Origin of the sequence: Bacillus sp. ME78, assembly GCF_903970865.1 — a bacterium.
In the GTDB taxonomy this organism is placed as follows: Bacteria; Bacillota; Bacilli; order Bacillales; family Bacillaceae_G; genus Bacillus_A; species Bacillus_A cereus.
In genome coordinates, this window is sequence record NZ_CAJCKK010000029.1 from 36,688 (window position 1) to 58,484 (window position 21,797).

Sequence of the window (21,797 nt, forward strand, 5' to 3'; positions counted from 1 at the left end):
AAGGGAGGCACCAAAATGGCTCGTAGCTTAAAAAAAGGACCATTTGTCGATGATCACTTAATGAGCAAAATGGAAAAATTAGTTGCATCTGAGCAAAAACAAGTTGTTAAAACTTGGTCTCGCCGTTCAACAATCTTCCCTCAGTTCATCGGACACACAATCGCTGTATATGATGGTCGTAAACACGTACCTGTGTACATCACTGAGGATATGGTTGGCCATAAGTTAGGTGAATTCGCACCAACTCGTACGTATAAAGGTCACCTTGCTGACGATAAGAAAACTAGAAGATAATGAGAGGAGGCACTTCAATGCAAGCTAAAGCAGTAGCGAGAACAGTTCGTATTGCTCCTCGTAAAGTTCGTTTAGTAGTAGACTTAATCCGAGGTAAGCAAGTGGGTGAAGCGATTGCTATCCTTAACCACACACCAAAAACTGCTTCTCCAGTTGTAGAAAAAGTTTTAAAATCTGCAATCGCAAATGCAGAGCACAATTATGAGATGGACATTAACAACCTAGTTGTTGAAAAAGTCTTCGTTGACGAAGGTCCAACGTTGAAACGTTTCCGTCCACGTGCAATGGGTCGTGCAAGCCAAATTAACAAACGCACAAGCCACATTACAGTTGTGGTATCAGAAAAGAAGGAGGGATAATCGATGGGTCAAAAGGTTAATCCAATTGGTCTTCGTGTCGGTGTTATCCGTGACTGGGAATCTCGTTGGTTCGCTGAGAAAGATTACGCTACATTATTACATGAAGACATCAAAATCCGTGAGTACATTAATGTACGCTTAAAAGATTCTGCTGTTGCTAAAGTAGAAATCGAACGTGCAGCAAATCGTGTAAATGTTACAATTCACACTGCAAAACCTGGTATGGTAATTGGTAAAGGTGGTACTGAAGTTGAAGCACTTCGTAAAGCTCTTAACCAATTAACAGGCAAGCGTGTACACATCAACATTTTAGAAGTTAAGAGAGCTGATCTTAACGCTAAATTAGTAGGCGAAAACATCGCTCGTCAATTAGAAAACCGTGTATCATTCCGTCGTGCACAAAAGCAAGTTATTCAACGTGCTATGCGTGCAGGTGCTAAAGGTATTAAAACACAGGTTTCTGGTCGTCTTGGCGGAGCTGATATCGCTCGTGCAGAATCTTACAGTGAAGGAACTGTTCCACTTCATACACTTCGCGCTGATATTGACTATGCAGCAGTTGAAGCTGATACAACATACGGTAAATTAGGCGTAAAAGTATGGATCTACCGTGGAGAAGTCCTTCCTACAAAAAAGAAAGCTTCTGAGGAAGGAGGAAAATAATATGTTAATGCCAAAACGCGTAAAATATCGTAGAGAGCATCGTGGTAAAATGCGTGGTCGTGCTAAAGGTGGAACTGAAGTTGCTTTCGGTGAATTCGGTTTACAAGCACAAGCTGCTTCATGGATTACAAACCGTCAAATCGAAGCTGCTCGTCGTGCAATGACTCGTTACATGAAACGTGGCGGTAAAGTATGGATTAAAATTTTCCCTTCTAAACCTTACACTGCAAAACCTCTAGAAGTACGTATGGGTTCCGGTAAAGGGGCACCAGAAGGCTGGGTAGCAGTAGTAAAACCTGGGAAAATTATGTTCGAAATCGCGGGTGTATCTGAAGAGGTAGCACGCGAAGCATTACGTCTTGCAGCTCACAAGTTACCTGTGAAATGTAAATTCGTAAAACGTGAAGAAAATGGTGGTGAATCTAATGAAAACTAATGATATTCGTGAATTAACCACTGCCGAAATCGAAACAAAAGTTAAAGCTTTAAAGGAAGAGTTGTTTAATCTTCGCTTCCAACTTGCTACAGGACAATTAGAGAATCCAACTCGCATTCGTGAAGTGCGTAAAGCAATTGCTCGTATGAAAACTGTAGTTCGTGAAAGAGAGATCGGAATTAATCGATAAATTGAGGGGAGGTTTGCATAGTGAGCGAACGTAACCAACGCAAAGTTTATACTGGTCGTGTAGTGTCTGACAAAATGGACAAAACGATTACAGTTTTAGTTGAAACTTACAAAACTCATTCCTTGTACGGAAAACGTGTTAAGTATTCTAAGAAGTACAAAGCCCATGATGAGCAAAACCAAGCGAAACTTGGCGATATCGTTAAAATCATGGAAACTCGCCCGCTTTCTGCTACTAAGCGTTTCCGTTTAGTTGAAATCGTTGAAGAAGCGGTTATTATCTAAATAGACGAATCGGAATTTTTAGTCCGAAGGGAGGTTTCATAACATGATCCAACAAGAATCTCGTTTGAAAGTTGCTGACAACTCTGGTGCACGTGAACTTTTAACAATTAAAGTATTAGGCGGCTCTGGTCGTAAATATGCTAACATTGGTGACATTATCGTTGCTACGGTAAAACAAGCAACACCAGGTGGCGTTGTTAAAAAAGGTGACGTTGTTAAAGCAGTAGTAGTACGTACGAAGAGCGGAGCTCGTCGTCCGGACGGTTCTTACATCAAATTTGATGAAAACGCAGCGGTTATCATTAAAGACGATAAGAGCCCACGTGGTACTCGTATCTTCGGACCAGTAGCTCGTGAATTACGTGATAGCAACTTCATGAAGATCGTTTCTTTAGCTCCAGAAGTTCTATAATTTAAGGTATTGCCTTGCTAAGGAGGTGCAGAATTAAGATGCATGTAAAAAAAGGTGATAAAGTACAGGTAATCACTGGTAAAGACAAAGGAAAACAAGGCGTTATCCTTGTGGCTTTCCCAAAGCAAAACCGTGTTATCGTTGAGGGTGTTAACATCGTTAAAAAACACTCTAAGCCATCTCAATTAAATCCACAAGGTGGAATTATTACTAAAGAAGCACCTATTCACGTTTCTAACGTTATGATTTTAGATCCGAAAACAGGTGAACCTACTCGCGTAGGCTTCAAAGTAGAAGATGGTAAAAAAGTTCGTATTGCAAAAAAATCTGGTGAATTATTAGATAAATAATTTTCTTAAGAAAGGAGGTCACTTCATTGAATCGCCTTAAAGAGAAGTTCCAAAAGGAAATTACTCCTGCTCTAGTGAGCAAGTTTAACTATAAATCTGTGATGGAAGTACCGAAAATCGAAAAGATCGTAATCAACACTGGTGTTGGTGACGCGGTATCTAACTCAAAAGCTTTAGACAATGCAGTAGAAGAATTAACACAAATCGCAGGTCAAAAACCTGTTGTAACTCGTGCTAAAAAATCAATCGCTGGTTTCCGTCTTCGTGAAGGTATGCCAATCGGTGCGAAAGTAACTTTACGCGGCGAGCAAATGTATGAGTTCTTCGACAAATTAGTATCGGTTTCTTTACCACGTGTACGTGATTTCCGTGGTGTTTCTAAGAAATCATTCGATGGTCGTGGGAACTACACATTAGGTGTTAAAGAGCAACTTATCTTCCCTGAGATTGATTATGATAAAGTAAGCAAAGTACGCGGTATGGACATCGTAATCGTTACTACAGCGAAAACTGATGAAGAAGCTCGTGAACTTTTAACACAATTCGGTATGCCATTCCAAAAATAATGGAAGCCAACGCTAAGTAGAGGAGGCGAAAACGTGGCTAAAAAATCTATGATAGCGAAACAAAAGCGTACTCCTAAGTTTAAAGTACAAGAGTATACACGTTGCGAACGCTGCGGTCGTCCGCATTCTGTATACCGCAAATTTAAACTTTGCCGTATTTGTTTCCGTGAACTTGCATATAAAGGTCAAATTCCTGGTGTTAAAAAAGCTAGTTGGTAAAACCCACAAATGGGAAGGAGGTAAAACACATGGTGATGACAGATCCAATTGCAGACATGCTTACTCGCATCCGTAATGCGAACATGGTACGTCATGAGAAATTAGAGGTTCCTGCTTCTAAAATCAAAAAAGAGATCGCTGAACTTTTAAAACGTGAAGGTTTCATTCGTGATGTAGAATACATCGAGGATAACAAACAAGGTATCCTTCGTATTTTCCTGAAATATGGTGCAAACAATGAACGTGTAATCACTGGATTAAAACGTATCAGTAAACCTGGCTTACGCGTTTACGCTAAAGCTGACGAAGTACCACGTGTACTTAACGGATTAGGTATCGCTCTTGTTTCTACATCTAAGGGAGTAATGACAGACAAAGACGCTCGTCAATTACAAACTGGTGGAGAAGTAGTAGCATACGTTTGGTAATATATATTTAAAACGAACGGAGGTGTGACCACATGTCTCGTATTGGTAAAAAGATTCTTGAAATCCCTGCAGGTGTTACTATTACAATTGCAGAAGACAATACTGTAACAGTAAAAGGCCCTAAAGGTGAATTAACTCGTAAATTCAATGCTGATATGTCTATCAAAATTGAAGAAAATACACTAACAGTTGAGCGTCCATCTGAACAGAAGGAACACCGTGCATTACACGGTACAACTCGTGCTTTAATCGGAAACATGGTTGAAGGTGTAACTGCAGGTTTCGCACGCGGACTTGAATTAGTCGGTGTTGGTTACCGTGCTCAAAAACAAGGAGATAAACTTGTTTTAAGCGTAGGTTATTCTCATCCAGTAGAAATGACTCCGGAAGCAGGACTTGAAGTTGAAGTACCTGCACCAACTAAAATCGTAATTAAAGGTATCGACAAGCAACGTGTTGGCGAATTTGCTGCTAACATCCGTGCTGTACGTGCTCCTGAGCCTTACAAAGGTAAAGGTATTCGTTACGAAGGCGAAGTTGTTCGTCGTAAAGAAGGTAAAACTGCTAAGTAAACCCGTTAGGTGAGAGAAAGGAGTGACAAGAAAATGATCACTAAAGCTGATAAAAATGCGACTCGTAAGAAAAGACATGCACGTGTACGTGCTAAACTTACTGGTACTGCAGAGCGTCCACGTTTAAACGTGTTCCGTTCTAACCAACATATTTACGCTCAAGTTATTGATGATGTGAATGGTGTAACGTTAGTAAGTGCATCTACTCTTGATAAAGACCTTGCTCTTAACGGTACTAGCAATACTGAAGCTGCTACGAAAGTTGGAGAATCAGTTGCTAAGCGTGCTGTAGAGAAAGGCGTTAAAGAAGTAGTATTTGATCGCGGTGGTTACTTATACCATGGCCGTGTTAAAGCTCTAGCTGAAGCTGCTCGTGAGGCTGGATTACAATTTTAATGGTCAAAGGAGGGAAAATTGATGCATCGCATTGACCCAAGTAAATTAGAACTTGAAGAACGTGTAGTTACGATAAATCGTGTCGCGAAAGTTGTTAAGGGTGGTCGTCGTTTCCGCTTTGCTGCACTAGTTGTAGTTGGCGATAAAAACGGTCATGTTGGATTCGGTACTGGTAAAGCACAAGAGGTACCAGACGCAATCCGCAAAGCTATCGAAGACGCTAAGAAAAACTTAATCGCTGTACCATTAGTTGGTACAACAATTCCACACACAATCAACGGTCACTTTGGAGCTGGTGAAGTATTCTTAAAACCTGCTGCTGAAGGTACTGGTGTTATTGCTGGTGGACCTGTTCGTGCGGTACTTGAATTAGCTGGTGTACAAGATATTCTTTCGAAATCTCTTGGTTCTAACACACCAATCAACATGATTCGCGCTACTGTGAACGGATTAAGCGAACTTAAGCGCGCTGAAGATGTTGCAAAATTACGCGGTAAATCTGTAGAAGAGCTACTAGGTTAAGGAGGGAAAACAAATGGCGAAAAAGTTAGAAATTACCCTCACTCGTAGTGTAATTGGTCGTCCACAAGATCAACGTGCGACGGTAGAAGCTTTAGGTCTTAAAAAGTTGAATTCAACTGTAGTTAAGGAAGAAACTCCTGCTATTCTTGGTATGATCAACAAAGTTTCTCACCTTTTAACTGTAAAAGAAGCTTAAGGATAACTCATTAATATAAGGAGGTGCCTGGGAATGAAACTTCATGAATTAAAACCTGCAGAAGGTTCTCGTAAAGTACGTAACCGTGTCGGTCGTGGTATCGGTTCTGGTAACGGTAAAACTGCTGGTAAAGGTCATAAAGGACAAAACGCACGTTCTGGTGGCGGTGTTCGTCTTGGCTTCGAAGGTGGTCAAACTCCATTATTCCGTCGTTTACCAAAACGCGGCTTCACAAACATTAACCGTAAAGAGTTTACTATTGTAAACTTATCAACGTTAAATCGTTTTGAAGATGGTACAGAAGTAACACCTGAATTATTGCTGGAAACTGGCGTTATCAGCAAGTTAAACGACGGTGTTAAAATTCTTGCAAGCGGAGCAGTAGAGAAAAAACTAACTGTTAAAGCGCACAAGTTCTCTTCAAGTGCTAAAGAAGCAATTGAAGCAGCTGGCGGATCAGTTGAGGTGATCTAATGTTTCGTACAATCTCCAACTTTATGCGCGTTGCTGAGATAAGACGTAAAATATTATTCACTTTAGCGATGCTAATCGTATTCAGGATTGGCACGTTTATCCCAGTGCCATTTACAAATGGAGACGTACTGAAAGCACAAGACCAATTAAATGCTTTAGGTATTCTAAATACATTTGGCGGTGGCGCCTTGAAAAACTTCTCCATCTTTGCGATGGGAATCATGCCGTATATTACAGCATCCATCATCGTGCAATTATTGCAGATGGATGTTGTTCCTAAATTTTCGGAATGGTCGAAGCAAGGTGAAATGGGCCGTCGTAAACTAACGCAATTCACGCGTTACTTTACAATTGTTCTTGCGTTTATTCAGGGGTTTGGTATGTCAATCGGTTTTAACGGTATGGTAGGTGGGCAATTAATTTTGAATCCTGGTTGGAGCACTTATTTATACATTGCTACGGTACTGACTGCTGGTACTGCATTTTTAATGTGGTTAGGCGAACAGATTACAGCTAAAGGTGTGGGTAATGGTATTTCCATCCTTATCTTTGGCGGTATTGCTGCAGCGATCCCAAGTGTTATATCTCAAGTGTATCAACAACAGTTTCAAAATATCGGAGATCAATTGTTCATGAGTATCGTTAAAGTTGCATTGATTTTACTAGCTGTGCTAGCAGTTATTGTTGGTGTTATTTTCATTCAACAAGCTGTTAGAAAGATCCCAATTCAATACGCGAAGCGTGTAACAGGAGGGAATGGGAATCATGCTGGAGCACAAAACACACATTTACCGCTTAAGGTAAATAGTGCGGGTGTTATTCCAGTCATTTTTGCTGTTTCATTCTTAATTACGCCTCCAACTATTGCACAGTTCTTCCCGAAACATGATGTATCGCAGTGGATTATTGCAAACTTTAACTATTCTCACCCAGTGGGAATGATCATATATGTTGCGCTCATTGTAGCCTTCACATATTTCTATGCGTTTGTTCAGGTTAATCCAGAGCAAATGTCAGAGAATCTAAACAAGCAAGGTGGATATGTTCCAGGTATTCGTCCGGGTAAGAATACAGAACAATATCTAACAAAAATCTTGTATCGTTTGACCTTTGTAGGATCAATTTTCCTAGCAGCGATTGCAATCTTACCAGTTATCTTTACGAAATTGGGAAATCTTCCTCCATCTGCACAGATTGGTGGAACGAGTATGTTAATCGTTGTCGGCGTTGCTTTAGAAACAATGAAGCAGCTAGAAAGCCAACTGGTAAAACGCCATTACAAAGGGTTTATCAAGCAGTGAGTAAGTGGGAAGAACCATCTTCCCTACATGCTCATGTACTGAGGGGGAACAAGGATGAACTTAATTTTAATGGGGCTTCCTGGTGCTGGTAAAGGTACACAAGCCGAACAGATTGTAGCCAAGTATAACATCCCTCACATTTCAACAGGAGATATGTTCCGTGCAGCTATGAAGGCTGAAACTGAAATGGGTCTACAAGCAAAATCTTTTATTGATAAAGGTGCACTTGTTCCAGATGAAGTTACAATCGGAATTGTTCGTGAACGTTTAAGTCAAGAAGACTGCGTAAGAGGTTTCTTACTAGACGGTTTCCCACGAACTGTTGCACAAGCATCAGCTCTTGAAGAGATTATGAAAGATCTTGGCAAAAAAATCGACTATGTTTTAAACATTAATGTGGATTCAGGGTTGTTATTAAAACGCCTTACAGGCCGTCGCATTTGTAAAGAGTGCGGTGCGACTTACCACTTAGAATTCAATCCACCAGCAACAGCTGATGTGTGCGATAAATGTGGTGGCGAATTATACCAACGCTCTGATGACAATGAAGAAACTGTAGCAAATCGTTTAGATGTGAATATTAAGCAAACAAAACCTTTGCTTGATTTCTACGACGAGCTTGGTTACTTAAAAAGCATTAATGGTGAGCAAGATATCAATAAAGTATTTGCTGATATCGATGTTCTCATCGGAGGCTTAGCGTAATGATCATCTGCAAAACTCCTCGCGAGATAGAAATCATGCGAGAAGCTGGCAGAATCGTTGCTTTAACTCATCAAGAGTTGAAACAGCACATTACTCCAGGAATTACAACGAAAGAGCTCGATCAAATAGCGGAAAAGACGATTCAAAAATATGGTGCTACGCCATCTTTTAAAGGATACAACGGATTTCCGGGGAGCATATGTGCTTCTGTAAATGAAGAGCTTGTACACGGAATTCCAGGAAAGCGCAAGCTCAAAGAGGGCGATATCATCAGTATCGATATTGGTGCGAAATACAATGGGTACCATGGAGATTCTGCATGGACGTATCCAGTTGGAAACATTTCTGAATCTGTTCAAAAGCTACTTGATGTCACAGAAAAATCGTTGTATCTTGGTCTAGAACAAGTAAAACCAGGCGAGAGATTATCAAATATCTCACATGCGGTTCAAACCCATGCTGAAGAGAATGGATTCTCGATCGTTAGGGAGTATGTTGGTCACGGAATCGGGCAAGACTTACATGAGGACCCTCAAATCCCGCACTATGGTCCACCAAATAGAGGCCCTAGATTAAAGCCGGGAATGGTCATCTGTGTTGAGCCGATGGTGAATCAAGGAAGACGATATGTAAAAACACTATCTGATGACTGGACAGTGGTAACGGTAGATGGTAAATGGTGTGCCCATTTTGAGCACACGATTGCTCTTACAGAAGCAGGATACGAAATCCTTACCACTTTATAAGTAGCTGGCTCTCCGGGATTTCAGAGCAGTGTAAAATGTTACTGATTTGAAGAAGGGAGAACTATTGAATGGCTAAAGATGATGTAATTGAAGTCGAAGGTACCGTTCTTGAAACGTTGCCAAATGCTATGTTCAAAGTAGAATTAGAGAATGGGCATGTCGTATTGGCTCACGTTTCTGGTAAAATCCGTATGAACTTCATTCGTATTTTACCAGGAGACAAAGTTACGGTAGAATTATCTCCGTACGATTTAAATCGTGGTCGTATTACGTACCGTTTTAAATAATATAGCACTCCGTAATCTTTAAGGAGGTTCGAGACATGAAAGTAAGACCGTCAGTTAAACCAATCTGCGAAAAATGTAAAGTTATTCGTAGACGTGGAAAAGTAATGGTTATTTGTGAAAACCCTAAACATAAACAAAAACAAGGTTAATCAGAAGGAGGTGCATTCAGAATGGCACGTATCGCAGGTGTAGATATTCCTCGAGACAAACGCGTTGTTATTTCTTTAACTTACGTATTCGGCATTGGTCGCACAACTGCTGAAAAAATTCTTACTGAAGCTGGTATTTCTTCAGAAACACGAGTTCGTGATTTAACGGAAGACGAATTAGGACGTATCCGTGATGTTATCGATCGTATTAAAGTTGAGGGAGACCTTCGTCGTGAAGTATCTCTTAACATTAAACGTCTAATGGAGATCGGTTCTTACCGTGGTCTTCGTCACCGTCGTGGTTTACCAGTTCGTGGTCAAAATTCTAAAAACAATGCTCGTACACGTAAAGGTCCACGTCGTACAGTAGCAAATAAAAAGAAATAATAAGTAAAGGAGGTTGAACTAACAATGGCACGTAAAACAAACACTCGTAAAAAACGTGTGAAAAAGAATATCGAAGCTGGTATAGCTCATATTCGTTCTACTTTCAACAACACAATCGTAACACTTACAGATACTCACGGTAACGCGCTTTCTTGGTCTAGTGCTGGTGCACTTGGTTTCCGTGGATCTCGTAAATCTACTCCATTCGCTGCGCAAATGGCTGCTGAAGCTGCTGCTAAAGTTGCAATGGAGCACGGTTTAAAAACTTTAGAGGTTACTGTTAAAGGTCCTGGTGCTGGTCGTGAAGCTGCAATTCGTGCTCTTCAAGCTGCAGGTCTAGAAGTAACAGCAATTAGAGATGTTACTCCAGTTCCTCATAATGGATGTCGTCCGCCAAAACGTCGTCGTGTGTAATTTTTCTGTATAGAATTTTCCCTTTTGTCTATAATGGATATGATGCATTATCGAGAAATTTCGTACAGAAACATCGCTTGTTGTGCACAATCGGGAACTGCCTAAGGGGGACTTTCGGTTAGACAGGGGTTATACCTTTGTTTAACCGGGGTTTCGACGTTTTGAAGGAGGGTTTAGTTAATGATTGAAATCGAAAAGCCGAAAATCGAAACGGTTGAACTTAACGAAGATGCTAAATATGGTAAATTCGTAATTGAACCGCTTGAGCGTGGATATGGTACTACTTTGGGTAACTCCTTACGTCGTATTCTTTTATCCTCACTCCCTGGTGCCGCTGTTACTGCTATCCAAATCGATGGCGTATTACATGAATTTTCAACAGTTGAGGGCGTAGTAGAAGACGTTACGACGATCATCTTAAACTTGAAAAAGTTAGCTCTTAAAATCTACTCTGAAGAAGAGAAGACGTTGGAAATTGATGTGCAGGGCGAAGGTATTGTCACAGCTGCTGATATTACTCACGATAGTGATGTAGAAATCTTAAATCCAGATTTACACATTGCAACGTTAGCAAAAGATGCGCATTTCCGCGTGCGTTTAACTGCAAAGCGTGGCCGTGGGTATACGCCAGCTGATGCAAATAAAAGCGAAGATCAACCAATAGGAGTAATTCCTATTGATTCTATTTATACTCCAGTATCACGTGTGACTTACCAAGTGGAAAAGACACGTGTCGGACAAGTGGCTAATTATGATAAGCTTACGCTTGATGTATGGACGGATGGAAGCATCGGGCCAAAAGAAGCTATCTCTTTAGGTGCCAAAATCTTAACTGAGCATTTAAATATCTTTGTTGGTTTAACTGATGAAGCACAAAATGCTGAGATTATGGTCGAGAAGGAAGAAGATCAAAAAGAGAAAGTTCTTGAGATGACTATCGAAGAACTAGACCTTTCTGTTCGTTCTTATAATTGCCTAAAACGTGCAGGAATTAATACTGTACAAGAGCTTGCGAACAAAACAGAAGAAGATATGATGAAAGTTCGTAACTTAGGACGTAAATCCTTAGAAGAAGTTAAACATAAACTTGAGGAATTAGGTTTAGGTTTACGTAAAGACGACTGAGGATTTAAACCCATGAACAAAGGAGGGAACTACGAATGGCATACAGAAAATTAGGCCGTACAAGTGCGCAACGTAAAGCTATGTTACGTGACTTAGCTACTGATTTAATTATCAACGAGCGCATCCAAACGACAGAAACTCGTGCAAAAGAACTTCGTTCTGTAGTGGAAAAAATGATCACTTTAGGTAAACGCGGAGATCTTCATGCTCGTCGTCAAGCAGCAGCTTTCATTCGCAATGAAGTAGCTAACGCTGAGACTGGTCAAGATGCACTTCAAAAATTATTCGCTGATGTAGCTCCACGCTATGCTGAGCGCCAAGGCGGATACACTCGTATTGCAAAAATTGGTCCACGTCGCGGAGACGCAGCACCAATGGTAATTATCGAGTTAGTATAATGATAATTAAAAGGGCAGGACAGTTCTTTTCAAGAAACTGGTCATGGCCCTTTTTTTTAAATATAAAAATAGGCGAGCTTGGCGAAAGAAAGGGTGCCTTCTATTGAAAAAAGAGAAACTTCGGATAGGAAATATATCATTTCAATATCCTGGGGCAGCCACGTATGCATTAAAAGATGTTTCATTTTCCTTATATGAGGGAGAATGGGTATCTATTATTGGACAAAACGGTTCAGGAAAGTCTACACTTGCAAAATTATTGAATGGTTTGTTTTTGCCGGAAACAGGGACTATTACAGTAAATGATTCAATGGTTTTATCAGAGGAAACGATATGGGATGTTCGAAAACAAATTGGAATGGTATTTCAAAATCCAGATAATCAATTTGTTGGAACAACAGTGCAAGATGATGTTGTATTTGGCTTAGAGAATATCGGAATGCCCAGAGAACAAATGATTGAAAGATTAGAACAGGCCTTACGACTTGTCCGTATGGAAGATTTTCTTAATGATGAGCCTCATTCCTTATCTGGTGGGCAAAAGCAGCGAGTGGCAATAGCAGGCGTTTTAGCACTTCAGCCATCTATTTTAATATTAGATGAAGCAACGTCAATGTTAGATCCTCAAGGAAGACGTGAAGTAGTAGAAACGGTTAGACAACTTGTTAATCAAAAAGGTATTACTGTGTTATCAATTACGCACGATTTAGAAGAAGCGGCACAGTCAGATCGTGTCATTATTTTAAATAAGGGAGAAATATTAGAGGAAGGGACTCCAGAGAAAATTTTCAAGTCCTCTCATATGCTCCAAGAAATTGGCTTAGATGTACCGTTTTCGGTGAAAATAGCAGAATTATTAAAAAGAAATGAAATTATTTTGCAAAATACGCATCTTACAATGGAAAGCTTGGTGAACGAACTTTGGAGATTACATTCCAAAAAGTAGAACATCGTTATCAATATAAAACTCCATTTGAAAGACGCGCGCTTTATGATGTAGACGTGTCGTTTCCAAGTGGGGGCTATTATGCCATTATCGGTCATACTGGTTCAGGTAAGTCGACGATGATTCAACATTTAAATGGTTTATTGCAGCCGACAAATGGTACAGTTCAAATTGGTGAACATTTGATTTCGGCAGGAAAGAAAGAGAAAAAGCTAAAGCCACTACGTAAAAAAGTAGGGGTTGTCTTTCAATTCCCAGAACATCAGTTGTTTGAAGAGACTGTGGAGAAAGATATTTGTTTCGGCCCTACTAATTTTGGGGTATCTGTAGAAGAAGCGAAGCAAAAGGCAAGAGAGGCAATTGAACTTGTAGGGTTAGAGCCAGAACTGTTAACACGTTCACCGTTTGAGTTAAGTGGCGGGCAAATGAGGCGTGTTGCGATAGCGGGTGTATTGGCGATGGAACCTGAAGTGCTTGTATTAGATGAACCTACAGCAGGTCTAGATCCAAAAGGGCAGAACGAACTTATGCAGATGTTTTATAAGTTGCATAAGGAGAAGGGGCTTACAGTTATCCTTGTAACGCATAATATGGAGGATGCCGCTCAGTATGCGGAGCAGATTGTAGTTATGCATAAAGGAACGGTCTTTTTGCAAGGAAGTGCAGAGGAAGTATTTTCACATGCTGATGAACTAGAGAAAATTGGTGTGGATCTTCCTATGTCATTAAAGTATAAACGTGCAATTGAAGAGAAGTTTGGTATTTCAATTCCAAAGGCTACCTTATCTTTAGAGGATCTTACTCATGAAGTTGTGCAGGTGTTACGAAAAGGTGGTCATGAATCATGCAGCAGTTGATTATTGGGAGATATATCCCGGGGAATTCACTTATTCATCAACTTGATCCACGTACGAAGCTGCTGATTGTCTTTTTATATGTATTTGTTGTTTTCTTAGCAAATAATGCGATTTCATATGGATTTTTATTTTTATATGCACTCATTGCTTTATTTTTTGCAAAAGTGCCGATTCGTTATGTACTTTCGGGCTTAAAACCAATTTTATGGATTTTTCTTTTTACATTTTTCCTGCATATTTTTACAAATAAAGAGGGGGATGTACTACTCCAGCTTGGTTGGTTTTCGATACATGAAAAAGGATTAGAGCAAGGGATATACATTTCTGTACGATTCTTCGTTATTATTTTAATGACGACATTATTAACGTTAACGACGACACCTATTGAAATTACAGATGGCTTGGAGACGTTATTAAAGCCGTTGAAGCGTATAAAGGTTCCTGTTCATGAAATCGCATTAATGATGTCAATTTCTCTTCGTTTTATTCCGACATTAATGGATGAAACGAGTAAAATAATGAAAGCACAAGCATCACGTGGTATTGATTTCGCTGGGGGACCGATAAAAGATAGAATGAAAGCTATTATCTCACTGCTTGTTCCTCTGTTTATCAGTGCTTTTAAGCGTGCAGAGGACTTAGCTATTGCGATGGAAGCTCGTGGATACCAAAGTGGTGAAGGACGTACTAAATTTAGGCAACTACGCTGGAAAACAAGCGATACAGTAACGATTGTAAGCTTATTTTGTTTAGCTTGTATTTTGGCATGGGTGCGATCGTAATGGAGAATAGAGAAATGGATAGAATAAAATGTACGGTTGCATATGATGGCATGCATTTTTGTGGTTATCAAATTCAGCCGAAGCATCGTACTGTTCAACAGGAGATAGAAAAAGCATTACAGAAATTGCATAAGGGAGAACTTGTTCGTGTTCAGGCATCTGGTAGAACAGATTCTACGGTTCATGCAAAAGGACAAGTCATACACTTTGATACTCCTTTGTCTCTTGAAGAGTGGCAATGGAGTAACGCTTTAAATACAATGTTGCCAGATGATATTGTTATTAGGCAAGTAGAGAAAAAAACAGAAGAATTTCATGCACGTTACGGTGTCGAGAGAAAAGAATATCGTTATCGTGTATTATTATCAAAGACTGCGGATGTATTCCGTAGAAATTACGTATATCAATATCCATATCCGCTCGAAATCAAAAAAATAAGAAAAGCAATTCCGTATTTTATTGGAACGCATGATTTCACTTCTTTTTGTTCGGCAAAAACTGACAAAAAAGATAAAGTGCGAACAATTTATGAAATCGAGTTAATTGAGCAAGACGATGAATTAATTTTTCGTTTTGTAGGTAATGGATTTTTATATAATATGGTCAGAATTATTGTTGGTACGTTACTTAACGTAGGGCAAGGAAAGCTTGATCCTGATAGCATTCCAGAGATTTTAGCGAAACAAAATCGTCAGTTTGCTGGAAAGATGGCTCCAGGTCATGGGCTTTACCTATGGGAGGTAAACTATAACAACTAATCCTGGTGTAACATTTGCTTGACATTAGAAACTCAAAAGTATATCATAACATATGGTATTGTTTCTAAAACCACGATTAGCCCCGGAAGGAAATCGTGTTTAAGATAAACAATAGATTTTTTCTATGGAAAAGATAACGAGGAGGGAAACACATGCGTACGACTTTTATGGCAAAAGCTAACGAAGTTGAGCGTAAATGGTATGTGGTTGATGCTGAAGGTCAAACTTTAGGTCGCCTATCTACTGAAGTAGCATCCATTTTACGTGGTAAAAACAAACCTACATTTACACCACACGTTGACACGGGTGATCATGTAATTATTATTAACGCTGAGAAAATTCATTTAACAGGTAATAAATTAAACGATAAAATTTACTACCGTCACACTAACCACCCAGGTGGACTTAAGCAAAGAACAGCTCTTGAAATGCGTACAAACTACCCTGTACAAATGTTAGAGCTTGCAATTAAAGGCATGCTTCCAAAAGGACGCTTAGGCCGTCAAGTTTCTAAGAAACTTAACGTGTATGCTGGAGCAGAGCATCCACACCAAGCACAAAAACCAGAAGTTTACGAACTTCGCGGATAATTAATTAAAGGAGGGCTTACTTTGGCACAGGTTCAATACTATGGCACTGGACGTCGTAAGAGTTCAGTAGCGCGCGTACGCCTAGTTCCAGGCGAAGGACGCGTTATCATTAACGGTCGTGATTTTGAAAACTATATCCCATTTGCTGCATTACGTGAAGTAGTGAAACAACCTCTAGTTGCAACAGAAACTTTAGGTAACTACGATGTACTTGTAAACGTAAATGGTGGTGGATACACTGGTCAAGCTGGTGCTATTCGTCACGGTATTTCTCGCGCTTTATTAAAAGCTGATCCAGAATACCGTCTAACACTAAAACGTGCAGGTCTATTAACTCGTGACGCACGTATGAAAGAGCGTAAAAAATACGGTCTTAAAGGCGCACGTCGTGCACCTCAGTTCTCAAAACGTTAATTTTTGCGAACTACAAACCCCAACCATTTTGGTTGGGGTTTTTTTATGTTTCATTCCTCTTTTGTAATTTTTATAGCTTGGAATATTTTAGTGCTACCGCCGCGCGTATGCTTCTTCTTTAGAAGTTTAGACTAATACGTATTAGGGAGGTTTATAAGTACTATGAATGTCATTGTCAGCTTACAAGAAAAACAAAAAGAAAAGCAGTTAAAATACGAGCGGAAGATGTTGCGGGAATTATCATTAAAAACATTACGTTCAAATATTCGTGATGCCTTTCAAATGCAAGAGCTTCATCGTCAGTATGAAGATTACTGTATTGAATTAGGGATAGAATCTTATTTATTAGGAGCGAGATATAGTAAATTTGGTTATTATGGTGAATCGTTTTTTGATGTGAAATATAGAGCTTTAGAAGAAGAACAACAATTAACTGAAACGCTATTTCAATTTTTAACGAGTATGACTATGCGAGAAATAAAGTTGAAAGATGAGGAATTACTTTTTGAATCTTGTCAGCAGTTTATAGGATTGTGGTGGCAAGAAGGGTATGAAAAAGGTGAAAGAAGATATCGATTAAAGCTTCATTAAGACAAGCATAAACTTTCCTCTTGTCCCATATAAGTAATTAGAGGGACTAGCTGGAGGAGGAAAGGTATGAAGAGAATTCGAATTATCTCTTTTGCACTCGCTGCGGTTGTATTGTTTTTTTTAGTCAAACAAGAATTTCAAATTACAAAATCGTGGCGAGCTTGGAATTTACCCTTATCAGGGAAAGTAATTGTATTAGATGCTGGTCATGGTGGACCAGATGGAGGGGCTGTTGGAGGAAAGGATATTATAGAAAAGGATATTACGCTTGAAATTACAAAAAAGGTACAAGACTATTTACAAGAACAAGGTGCACTAGTTATTTTAACGCGTGAGGGAGATTATGATTTAGCTAACAAAGATACAAAGTCATATAGTAGACGTAAAGCAGAGGATTTAAAAAAACGTGTAGAAATCATCAATAAACCTGATGTAGACTTTTTTGCAAGTATTCATTTAAATGCTTTAACTAGTAGTGGATCGACGGGCGCACAAACGTTCTATTACCGCTCTTCAATTGAAAATGAACGTGCTGCAAAATTTATACAGGCTGAATTGAGAACAAGTTTAGAGAACACGAATCGTTCTGCTAAGACAATTTCGCATGTGTATTTATTAAAGTATTCTAAAACACCAGGTGCTTTAATTGAAGCCGGCTTTTTATCGAATGTGAACGAAAGGTATATGTTAAATTCGGAGAAATATCAGCAAAAGGTAGCGGCTGCAATATACCGGGGTATATTACGCTATTTCACGGAAAAAGGAAATCCTCCAGAATAAGGAGGATTTTTTTGAGTTTCTCTCGTTAACGAAGTTTTCGGAAAATATGTTATACTGGAAATGTAAACGCATTTATTTCAAGAATAAGCAGAGATAAATTCAATTAACATTACGTTATTTTTCATACAGGGGGCTGGGCTAATTATGGTAACGAAAGAACAAGTGGTTGAAGCGTTAGAAGGGATTGTAGATCCGTTTTTACATAAAACATTAAAAGAAACAAGTGCAATTAAAGAGGTAACAGTCAAGCCTGAGAAGGAACATGTGAGTGTCAAAATTGCAATCGTAAAAACTGGTACAGCGGAACAAATGCAGTTGCAGTCTGGAATTGTAAAGTTATTAAAAGAACTTGGAGCAGCAACAGTTGGACTTCGTTTTGCAGAATTTACAGAAGAGGAATTAGCTCAGTTTGCACCAGAACAAGAAGCAGAGCAAAGTGAATCTTTATTGTCACCAAATTCAAAAACGACATTCTTAGCAGTAGCGAGTGGAAAAGGTGGCGTGGGAAAATCAACCGTTTCCGTTAACCTTGCAGTTGCTTTAGCTCGTTTAGGAAAAAAAGTTGGTATTATTGATGCGGACATTTACGGTTTTAGTGTGCCAGACATGATGGGGATAGAAAAACGTCCCATCGTAAGAGGTGATAAGATAATTCCGGTGGAACGTTTAGGTGTAAAGGTAATCTCAATGGGCTTCTTTGTAGAGGATAATGCACCAGTTATTTGGAGAGGACCTATGCTTGGGAAAATGTTAAACCACTTCTTCACAGAAGTAGAATGGGGCGATTTAGATTATTTAGTATTAGATTTGCCACCAGGCACAGGTGATATTGCGTTAGATGTGCACTCAATGTTGCCATCTTGCAAAGAGATTATTGTAACGACGCCGCATCCAACAGCTGCGTTTGTAGCAGCGCGTGCTGGAGCGATGGCATTACGCACTGAACATAGTATTCTCGGTGTTGTTGAGAACATGGCATATTTTGAAAGTAAGGTAACTGGTGAGAAAGAATATGTATTTGGAAGAGGTGGGGGAGATAAGTTAGCTACCGAACTACAAACGAATGTTCTTGGTCGTATTCCACTGCAACAACCCGATTGGAATAAAGAAGACTTTGCTCCTTCGGTATATGAAGATACACATACAACCGGCATTATTTATAGTAAAATAGCTGAAACAGTAATTGATAAAACAGCTGTTACACAAAAATAAAGCGAAACTTTAATCAGTGGGGCTCATCTGTTACTGGCAACAACTAGTAAACCTTTCGCTTAACTAGAGGGCCATTTTGTCTGTTAATAGCAAGATAAAGTAATAACGAGTGGACAATTTATACATTGTCCACTCGTTATTATAGTTATTATTTTTTACTGTTCTTCCTTCTTCTCGCCTTGAGAACCGCCGTCACCGCCTGCTTCTTTCTTATCAGATCCACCTTTTTCAGCCTTTTGTACACCTTTACTAATGATATCAATCATCTTGGCTTGGAAGAGTGGACTTTCAGTAGTTTCTGTTAGTACTTGTTGTAGATATTGACGGTATTCTTTACTCTTCATTGTTTGTAACATCATTTTTTCTACTTCAGGATTTTTCATAATTTCTATAACGCCTGCTTGGTATTCAGGGTCTTTTAATAAGGTTTTCATTAATTGGGTTTGTTCTTTCCCCATACTTTTAGCAAACTTTGATGAGAACTCAGGATCTTTAAAGAGCTTTTCCCAGAATTGTTGCCCTTTATCGGATACCATGGCATCTTCAATCGTTTTCTTTACTACTGTTTCATCTAGTATGAGTGCTTGTTTCATTTTTTCATCAGTTAATACATCTTGAATAGCTTTCTTACCTTGATCTGTTTTTAAAATATCAACAATCATTTTCTTTGTTTGATCGTAATCTAGTTCGGATTTCGTTTCTTTTCCTTGTGCGCATGCTACAAGTGCGATAAGTAGAAAAGAAGAAACGAAAATGAATAGTATCCGTTTCATAAGTTGGAACTCCTTTCAGCACAGTTCTCTCTTTTTAATATAAATATCTTTAAGGAATTTATACATGAACATGGCTAGCTTTTTGAAATTGTCATTGATACAATTTAATTAGAAATATAAGGATAATGGGGGATGTGTTGTGAATAGCCGCAAGTGGGTACGACTATTTTTAACGACGTTGTTTCTTGGTGGGATTAGCACAGTTATTATTGGTTTTGTTTTGGAGTGGGACAGGTACAATGAATTTTTTCAAAATTTCGACGTTAAGGAGATTTTAGCGGTATCTTTCTGGTTGATGGGTGTAGGATTTATTTTTAGCGTTATAAGTCAAATGGGATTCTTTGCATATTTAACAATCCATCGTTTTGGACTAGGGATGTTTCGCTCATCGTCTTTATGGAATGCAGTCCAGCTCTTTTTTATTGCATTCGTATTATTTGATTTTGTGTATTTAAGATCTGTACTTATTGCAAATGGAGAAATCTCATTGGGGAATAACATACTTGTTGCCGGAATTTTATTTGTGTTTGGAGCAATTGTTGCTTATGTAAAAAGTAAAGAAACAAATAAAAAAGCATTTGTGCCAGCTCTGTTCTTTATGGTTGTTGTAACGATTCTTGAATGGGTACCGGCGCTTCGGATTAATGATACAGATTGGTTATATTTAATGGTTATACCGCTATTGTTATGTAATGCATATCAATTACTTGTATTACATCGTTTAATCGGAAAAACGAGTAAATCTGCTTAATAGAGAGAGGTTTTATATATCAGCAGTTATATTACTGGAAATGGTGTGATTAAAAAAGCTCTATCACCTTTTTGAAAGGTAGTAGAGCTTTTTATACGTGAAGAGTAGTAGGGACGAAGCTATTTCACATCTTCACTTTTCGTACTTGTGTTGGAAATAAGTTGTGATACGGATATTTGCTCATATCCATCACTTTTTAATTTTTGCAGGAGCAGCGGTAAAGCTCTATTTGTTTGAAGGGCAGAATCGGATGCGTGTAATAAGACAATATCTCCACCTTTCAAATTATTAGAGACGGTGGAAACGATGTGATTTACACCTGGGTTTTTCCAATCGTTGGAATTATTACTCCAATGCACGACGGTGTATCCGAGTGATTCTGCAATTTTAAGGGTTACCTTGTTAAATTCGCCACTAGGTGGACGTAACAGCTTGACTTGTTTTACCCCAAGTTTTGTAAAAACATCTTGTGCTCGTAAAAGGTCTCGTCTTATTTCGTTCGTCTCTAGAGAAGTATAGGATGTGTAATTGTAACCCATACTACCAATTTCGTGTCCATCTTTCATGATGCGCTCTACAATATCGGGGTGTCTTTCGGCCCATGCAGCAGAAAGGAAGAAGGTTGCATTCTTAATTTGTCTTTCTTTAAGAGTATCAAGGATTGGAATTGCTTTTTTGTCTCCCCAACTAATATCAAACGTAAATGCAACTTGCTTTTTAGCGGTATCTCCTTTGTAAATTACTTTAGGACCTGTAGCAGTTGAAAAAGCAGATTCATGTGAATATGTTTTTAAAAAGAGTAGCCATGCTGTAAATAAGGAAAGTATCACTATTAAGCTAATGTGTTTAAAAGTTCTCTTACTCGTAATAAAAAAGAAAAACATAATATTACGCCCCTTTGTCCAATCCTTTTCAGTTACATATATGCTGTAAATATAAAAAAGAGAACAAAGGATTAATATCGTAAGTAGTGGATATAATGAATGATAGGATTGTAATAAGTGAAAATGAGCGAAACGTTTATTGTTACGTAAGGAATTATTGAGGTGATCATTTGCTTGGGCTGATGTTGACAAAAGAAGAGAGAAAAGAGATGGAATACATATTAAAGAGAGAGTTAGAGGAACTTTTATTTGATTTTGAAGATGAGCGTATTCATGAAGTTGTAAAAAAGGCGATGGAAGAAAGATATAAAATCATTTTTTGTTTATTTCGGAGAGTTGCTAACGCAGAGGAATGTATTCGTTATGTAAGAAAAAGAACTTTTTATTAAAAAGTGTTGACGTTAATAGTTTGTATATGGTAAATTAATAAACGTCGCTGATGCGGAAACGCAGAAAACGACAAAAAAGAAATTGAAAAACTTAGTTGACATCGAAAAACGAAGATGTTAACATAAGGAAGTCGCAAATGAGCGACCAAGTAGTTCTTTGAAAACTGAACGAAACAAACAACGTGAAACGTCAATTT

Annotated in this window: 38 protein-coding genes; 36 read left to right on the forward strand and 2 right to left on the reverse strand. The window is 38.8% G+C overall.

Annotation, left to right across the window (positions count from 1 at the left end; genetic code table 11):
• Nucleotides 1–15 precede the first annotated feature (15 nt).
• The 34 genes from rpsS to H6481_RS23390 all read left to right on the forward strand — a co-directional run bounded on the left by rpsS (nt 16) and on the right by H6481_RS23390 (nt 18,803).
• On the forward strand, nt 16–294 hold the full coding sequence (gene rpsS / locus H6481_RS23225) for a 30S ribosomal protein S19 (protein WP_000124454.1): 279 nt from the start codon (nt 16–18) through the stop codon (nt 292–294).
• Nucleotides 295–311: 17 nt separating this feature from the next.
• Nucleotides 312–653 (forward strand): 50S ribosomal protein L22, encoded by a 342-nt coding sequence (gene rplV, locus H6481_RS23230; RefSeq protein WP_001148024.1) that lies wholly within the window; start codon nt 312–314, stop codon nt 651–653.
• Between the two features lie 3 nt (nt 654–656).
• On the forward strand, nt 657–1,316 hold the full coding sequence (rpsC, locus tag H6481_RS23235; protein WP_000529956.1) for a 30S ribosomal protein S3: 660 nt from the start codon (nt 657–659) through the stop codon (nt 1,314–1,316).
• A gap of 1 nt (nt 1,317) precedes the next feature.
• Nucleotides 1,318–1,752 (forward strand): 50S ribosomal protein L16, encoded by a 435-nt coding sequence (gene rplP, locus H6481_RS23240; RefSeq protein ID WP_000928971.1) that lies wholly within the window; start codon nt 1,318–1,320, stop codon nt 1,750–1,752.
• Nucleotides 1,742–1,942 carry a 50S ribosomal protein L29 gene (rpmC, locus tag H6481_RS23245; RefSeq protein WP_000855718.1) on the forward strand — a complete coding sequence of 67 codons (201 nt, stop codon included), beginning with the start codon at nt 1,742–1,744 and terminating at the stop codon, nt 1,940–1,942. Before rplP ends, rpmC begins: the two co-directional genes overlap by 11 nt.
• Before the next feature lie 20 nt (nt 1,943–1,962).
• Nucleotides 1,963–2,226, forward strand: a complete 264-nt coding sequence (gene rpsQ / locus H6481_RS23250) for a 30S ribosomal protein S17 (protein WP_000004106.1) — start codon at nt 1,963–1,965, stop codon at nt 2,224–2,226.
• Nucleotides 2,227–2,269: 43 nt separating this feature from the next.
• The gene (rplN, locus tag H6481_RS23255) at nt 2,270–2,638 is read left to right on the forward strand and encodes a 50S ribosomal protein L14 (RefSeq protein WP_000615912.1); all 369 of its coding nucleotides are present in this window, start codon (nt 2,270–2,272) and stop codon (nt 2,636–2,638) included.
• 38 nt (nt 2,639–2,676) lie between these two features.
• Nucleotides 2,677–2,988, forward strand: a complete 312-nt coding sequence (rplX, locus tag H6481_RS23260) for a 50S ribosomal protein L24 (RefSeq protein WP_000558200.1) — start codon at nt 2,677–2,679, stop codon at nt 2,986–2,988.
• A gap of 26 nt (nt 2,989–3,014) precedes the next feature.
• Complete coding sequence (rplE, locus tag H6481_RS23265) at nt 3,015–3,554, forward strand: 50S ribosomal protein L5 (RefSeq protein ID WP_001080829.1); 540 nt, start codon at nt 3,015–3,017, stop codon at nt 3,552–3,554.
• Between the two features lie 33 nt (nt 3,555–3,587).
• Nucleotides 3,588–3,773 carry a 30S ribosomal protein S14 gene (gene rpsN, locus H6481_RS23270; RefSeq protein ID WP_001085700.1) on the forward strand — a complete coding sequence of 62 codons (186 nt, stop codon included), beginning with the start codon at nt 3,588–3,590 and terminating at the stop codon, nt 3,771–3,773.
• 29 nt (nt 3,774–3,802) lie between these two features.
• Nucleotides 3,803–4,201, forward strand: coding sequence for a 30S ribosomal protein S8 (rpsH, locus tag H6481_RS23275; protein WP_000245511.1), 399 nt, complete (start codon nt 3,803–3,805; stop codon nt 4,199–4,201).
• Nucleotides 4,202–4,233: 32 nt separating this feature from the next.
• Nucleotides 4,234–4,773, forward strand: a complete 540-nt coding sequence (rplF, locus tag H6481_RS23280; RefSeq protein WP_000086551.1) for a 50S ribosomal protein L6 — start codon at nt 4,234–4,236, stop codon at nt 4,771–4,773.
• Nucleotides 4,774–4,806: 33 nt separating this feature from the next.
• Complete coding sequence (gene rplR / locus H6481_RS23285; RefSeq protein ID WP_000628818.1) at nt 4,807–5,169, forward strand: 50S ribosomal protein L18; 363 nt, start codon at nt 4,807–4,809, stop codon at nt 5,167–5,169.
• 21 nt (nt 5,170–5,190) lie between these two features.
• Complete coding sequence (gene rpsE / locus H6481_RS23290) at nt 5,191–5,691, forward strand: 30S ribosomal protein S5 (protein ID WP_000554646.1); 501 nt, start codon at nt 5,191–5,193, stop codon at nt 5,689–5,691.
• Nucleotides 5,692–5,704: 13 nt separating this feature from the next.
• Nucleotides 5,705–5,887 (forward strand): 50S ribosomal protein L30, encoded by a 183-nt coding sequence (gene rpmD, locus H6481_RS23295; protein WP_001085233.1) that lies wholly within the window; start codon nt 5,705–5,707, stop codon nt 5,885–5,887.
• Nucleotides 5,888–5,920: 33 nt separating this feature from the next.
• Nucleotides 5,921–6,361, forward strand: a complete 441-nt coding sequence (gene rplO / locus H6481_RS23300) for a 50S ribosomal protein L15 (RefSeq protein WP_000766083.1) — start codon at nt 5,921–5,923, stop codon at nt 6,359–6,361.
• The gene (gene secY, locus H6481_RS23305; RefSeq protein WP_000490118.1) at nt 6,361–7,662 is read left to right on the forward strand and encodes a preprotein translocase subunit SecY; all 1,302 of its coding nucleotides are present in this window, start codon (nt 6,361–6,363) and stop codon (nt 7,660–7,662) included. The genes rplO and secY overlap by 1 nt, the downstream gene beginning before the upstream one ends.
• 54 nt (nt 7,663–7,716) lie before the next feature.
• Nucleotides 7,717–8,367: an adenylate kinase gene (locus H6481_RS23310; protein WP_001048997.1), complete on the forward strand. Its 651-nt coding sequence runs from the start codon at nt 7,717–7,719 to the stop codon at nt 8,365–8,367.
• The gene (gene map / locus H6481_RS23315; RefSeq protein WP_000582539.1) at nt 8,367–9,113 is read left to right on the forward strand and encodes a type I methionyl aminopeptidase; all 747 of its coding nucleotides are present in this window, start codon (nt 8,367–8,369) and stop codon (nt 9,111–9,113) included. Before H6481_RS23310 ends, map begins: the two co-directional genes overlap by 1 nt.
• Nucleotides 9,114–9,181: 68 nt before the next feature.
• Nucleotides 9,182–9,400, forward strand: a complete 219-nt coding sequence (infA, locus tag H6481_RS23320) for a translation initiation factor IF-1 (RefSeq protein ID WP_001029884.1) — start codon at nt 9,182–9,184, stop codon at nt 9,398–9,400.
• Between the two features lie 35 nt (nt 9,401–9,435).
• Nucleotides 9,436–9,549, forward strand: coding sequence for a 50S ribosomal protein L36 (gene rpmJ / locus H6481_RS23325; protein WP_000868344.1), 114 nt, complete (start codon nt 9,436–9,438; stop codon nt 9,547–9,549).
• A gap of 21 nt (nt 9,550–9,570) precedes the next feature.
• On the forward strand, nt 9,571–9,936 hold the full coding sequence (gene rpsM / locus H6481_RS23330) for a 30S ribosomal protein S13 (RefSeq protein ID WP_000090792.1): 366 nt from the start codon (nt 9,571–9,573) through the stop codon (nt 9,934–9,936).
• A gap of 24 nt (nt 9,937–9,960) precedes the next feature.
• Nucleotides 9,961–10,350 carry a 30S ribosomal protein S11 gene (gene rpsK / locus H6481_RS23335; RefSeq protein WP_000101797.1) on the forward strand — a complete coding sequence of 130 codons (390 nt, stop codon included), beginning with the start codon at nt 9,961–9,963 and terminating at the stop codon, nt 10,348–10,350.
• A 180-nt stretch (nt 10,351–10,530) separates the two neighbouring features.
• Nucleotides 10,531–11,475 (forward strand): DNA-directed RNA polymerase subunit alpha, encoded by a 945-nt coding sequence (locus H6481_RS23340; RefSeq protein ID WP_000569643.1) that lies wholly within the window; start codon nt 10,531–10,533, stop codon nt 11,473–11,475.
• 35 nt (nt 11,476–11,510) lie between these two features.
• Complete coding sequence (rplQ, locus tag H6481_RS23345) at nt 11,511–11,873, forward strand: 50S ribosomal protein L17 (RefSeq protein ID WP_000331490.1); 363 nt, start codon at nt 11,511–11,513, stop codon at nt 11,871–11,873.
• Nucleotides 11,874–11,976: 103 nt separating this feature from the next.
• Nucleotides 11,977–12,819, forward strand: a complete 843-nt coding sequence (locus tag H6481_RS23350; protein ID WP_182813311.1) for an energy-coupling factor ABC transporter ATP-binding protein — start codon at nt 11,977–11,979, stop codon at nt 12,817–12,819.
• A complete protein-coding gene (locus H6481_RS23355; RefSeq protein ID WP_000406539.1) occupies nt 12,795–13,676 on the forward strand; it encodes an energy-coupling factor ABC transporter ATP-binding protein in 882 nt (293 codons plus the stop codon). The genes H6481_RS23350 and H6481_RS23355 overlap by 25 nt, the downstream gene beginning before the upstream one ends.
• Nucleotides 13,664–14,458 (forward strand): energy-coupling factor transporter transmembrane protein EcfT, encoded by a 795-nt coding sequence (locus H6481_RS23360; protein WP_001186530.1) that lies wholly within the window; start codon nt 13,664–13,666, stop codon nt 14,456–14,458. Before H6481_RS23355 ends, H6481_RS23360 begins: the two co-directional genes overlap by 13 nt.
• 14 nt (nt 14,459–14,472) lie before the next feature.
• Nucleotides 14,473–15,216 (forward strand): tRNA pseudouridine(38-40) synthase TruA, encoded by a 744-nt coding sequence (gene truA / locus H6481_RS23365; protein WP_015055073.1) that lies wholly within the window; start codon nt 14,473–14,475, stop codon nt 15,214–15,216.
• Between the two features lie 152 nt (nt 15,217–15,368).
• Nucleotides 15,369–15,806 carry a 50S ribosomal protein L13 gene (gene rplM / locus H6481_RS23370; protein ID WP_001260795.1) on the forward strand — a complete coding sequence of 146 codons (438 nt, stop codon included), beginning with the start codon at nt 15,369–15,371 and terminating at the stop codon, nt 15,804–15,806.
• 21 nt (nt 15,807–15,827) lie between these two features.
• A complete protein-coding gene (gene rpsI / locus H6481_RS23375; protein ID WP_000079986.1) occupies nt 15,828–16,220 on the forward strand; it encodes a 30S ribosomal protein S9 in 393 nt (130 codons plus the stop codon).
• Nucleotides 16,221–16,382: 162 nt separating this feature from the next.
• Nucleotides 16,383–16,811: a DUF2521 family protein gene (locus tag H6481_RS23380; protein ID WP_001101005.1), complete on the forward strand. Its 429-nt coding sequence runs from the start codon at nt 16,383–16,385 to the stop codon at nt 16,809–16,811.
• Nucleotides 16,812–16,877: 66 nt separating this feature from the next.
• A complete protein-coding gene (gene cwlD, locus H6481_RS23385) occupies nt 16,878–17,591 on the forward strand; it encodes an N-acetylmuramoyl-L-alanine amidase CwlD (protein ID WP_182813313.1) in 714 nt (237 codons plus the stop codon).
• Between the two features lie 144 nt (nt 17,592–17,735).
• Complete coding sequence (locus H6481_RS23390; protein ID WP_000256623.1) at nt 17,736–18,803, forward strand: Mrp/NBP35 family ATP-binding protein; 1,068 nt, start codon at nt 17,736–17,738, stop codon at nt 18,801–18,803.
• Nucleotides 18,804–18,958: 155 nt separating this feature from the next.
• On the opposite strand, the gene gerD is transcribed toward H6481_RS23390, so the two are convergent.
• Entirely contained in the window at nt 18,959–19,576 is a 618-nt protein-coding gene (gerD, locus tag H6481_RS23395; protein WP_000821602.1) for a spore germination lipoprotein GerD, read from the reverse strand.
• Nucleotides 19,577–19,715: 139 nt separating this feature from the next.
• Between gerD and kbaA the strand changes: the two genes are divergently transcribed.
• On the forward strand, nt 19,716–20,327 hold the full coding sequence (kbaA, locus tag H6481_RS23400) for a KinB signaling pathway activation protein KbaA (RefSeq protein ID WP_001088531.1): 612 nt from the start codon (nt 19,716–19,718) through the stop codon (nt 20,325–20,327).
• 119 nt (nt 20,328–20,446) lie between these two features.
• On the opposite strand, the gene pdaB is transcribed toward kbaA, so the two are convergent.
• The gene (gene pdaB, locus H6481_RS23405) at nt 20,447–21,211 is read right to left on the reverse strand and encodes a polysaccharide deacetylase family sporulation protein PdaB (RefSeq protein ID WP_000464718.1); all 765 of its coding nucleotides are present in this window, start codon (nt 21,209–21,211) and stop codon (nt 20,447–20,449) included.
• 170 nt (nt 21,212–21,381) lie between these two features.
• On the opposite strand from pdaB, the gene H6481_RS23410 reads away from it, so the two are divergent.
• Entirely contained in the window at nt 21,382–21,600 is a 219-nt protein-coding gene (locus H6481_RS23410; RefSeq protein WP_000901145.1) for a hypothetical protein, read from the forward strand.
• Nucleotides 21,601–21,797 lie beyond the last annotated feature (197 nt).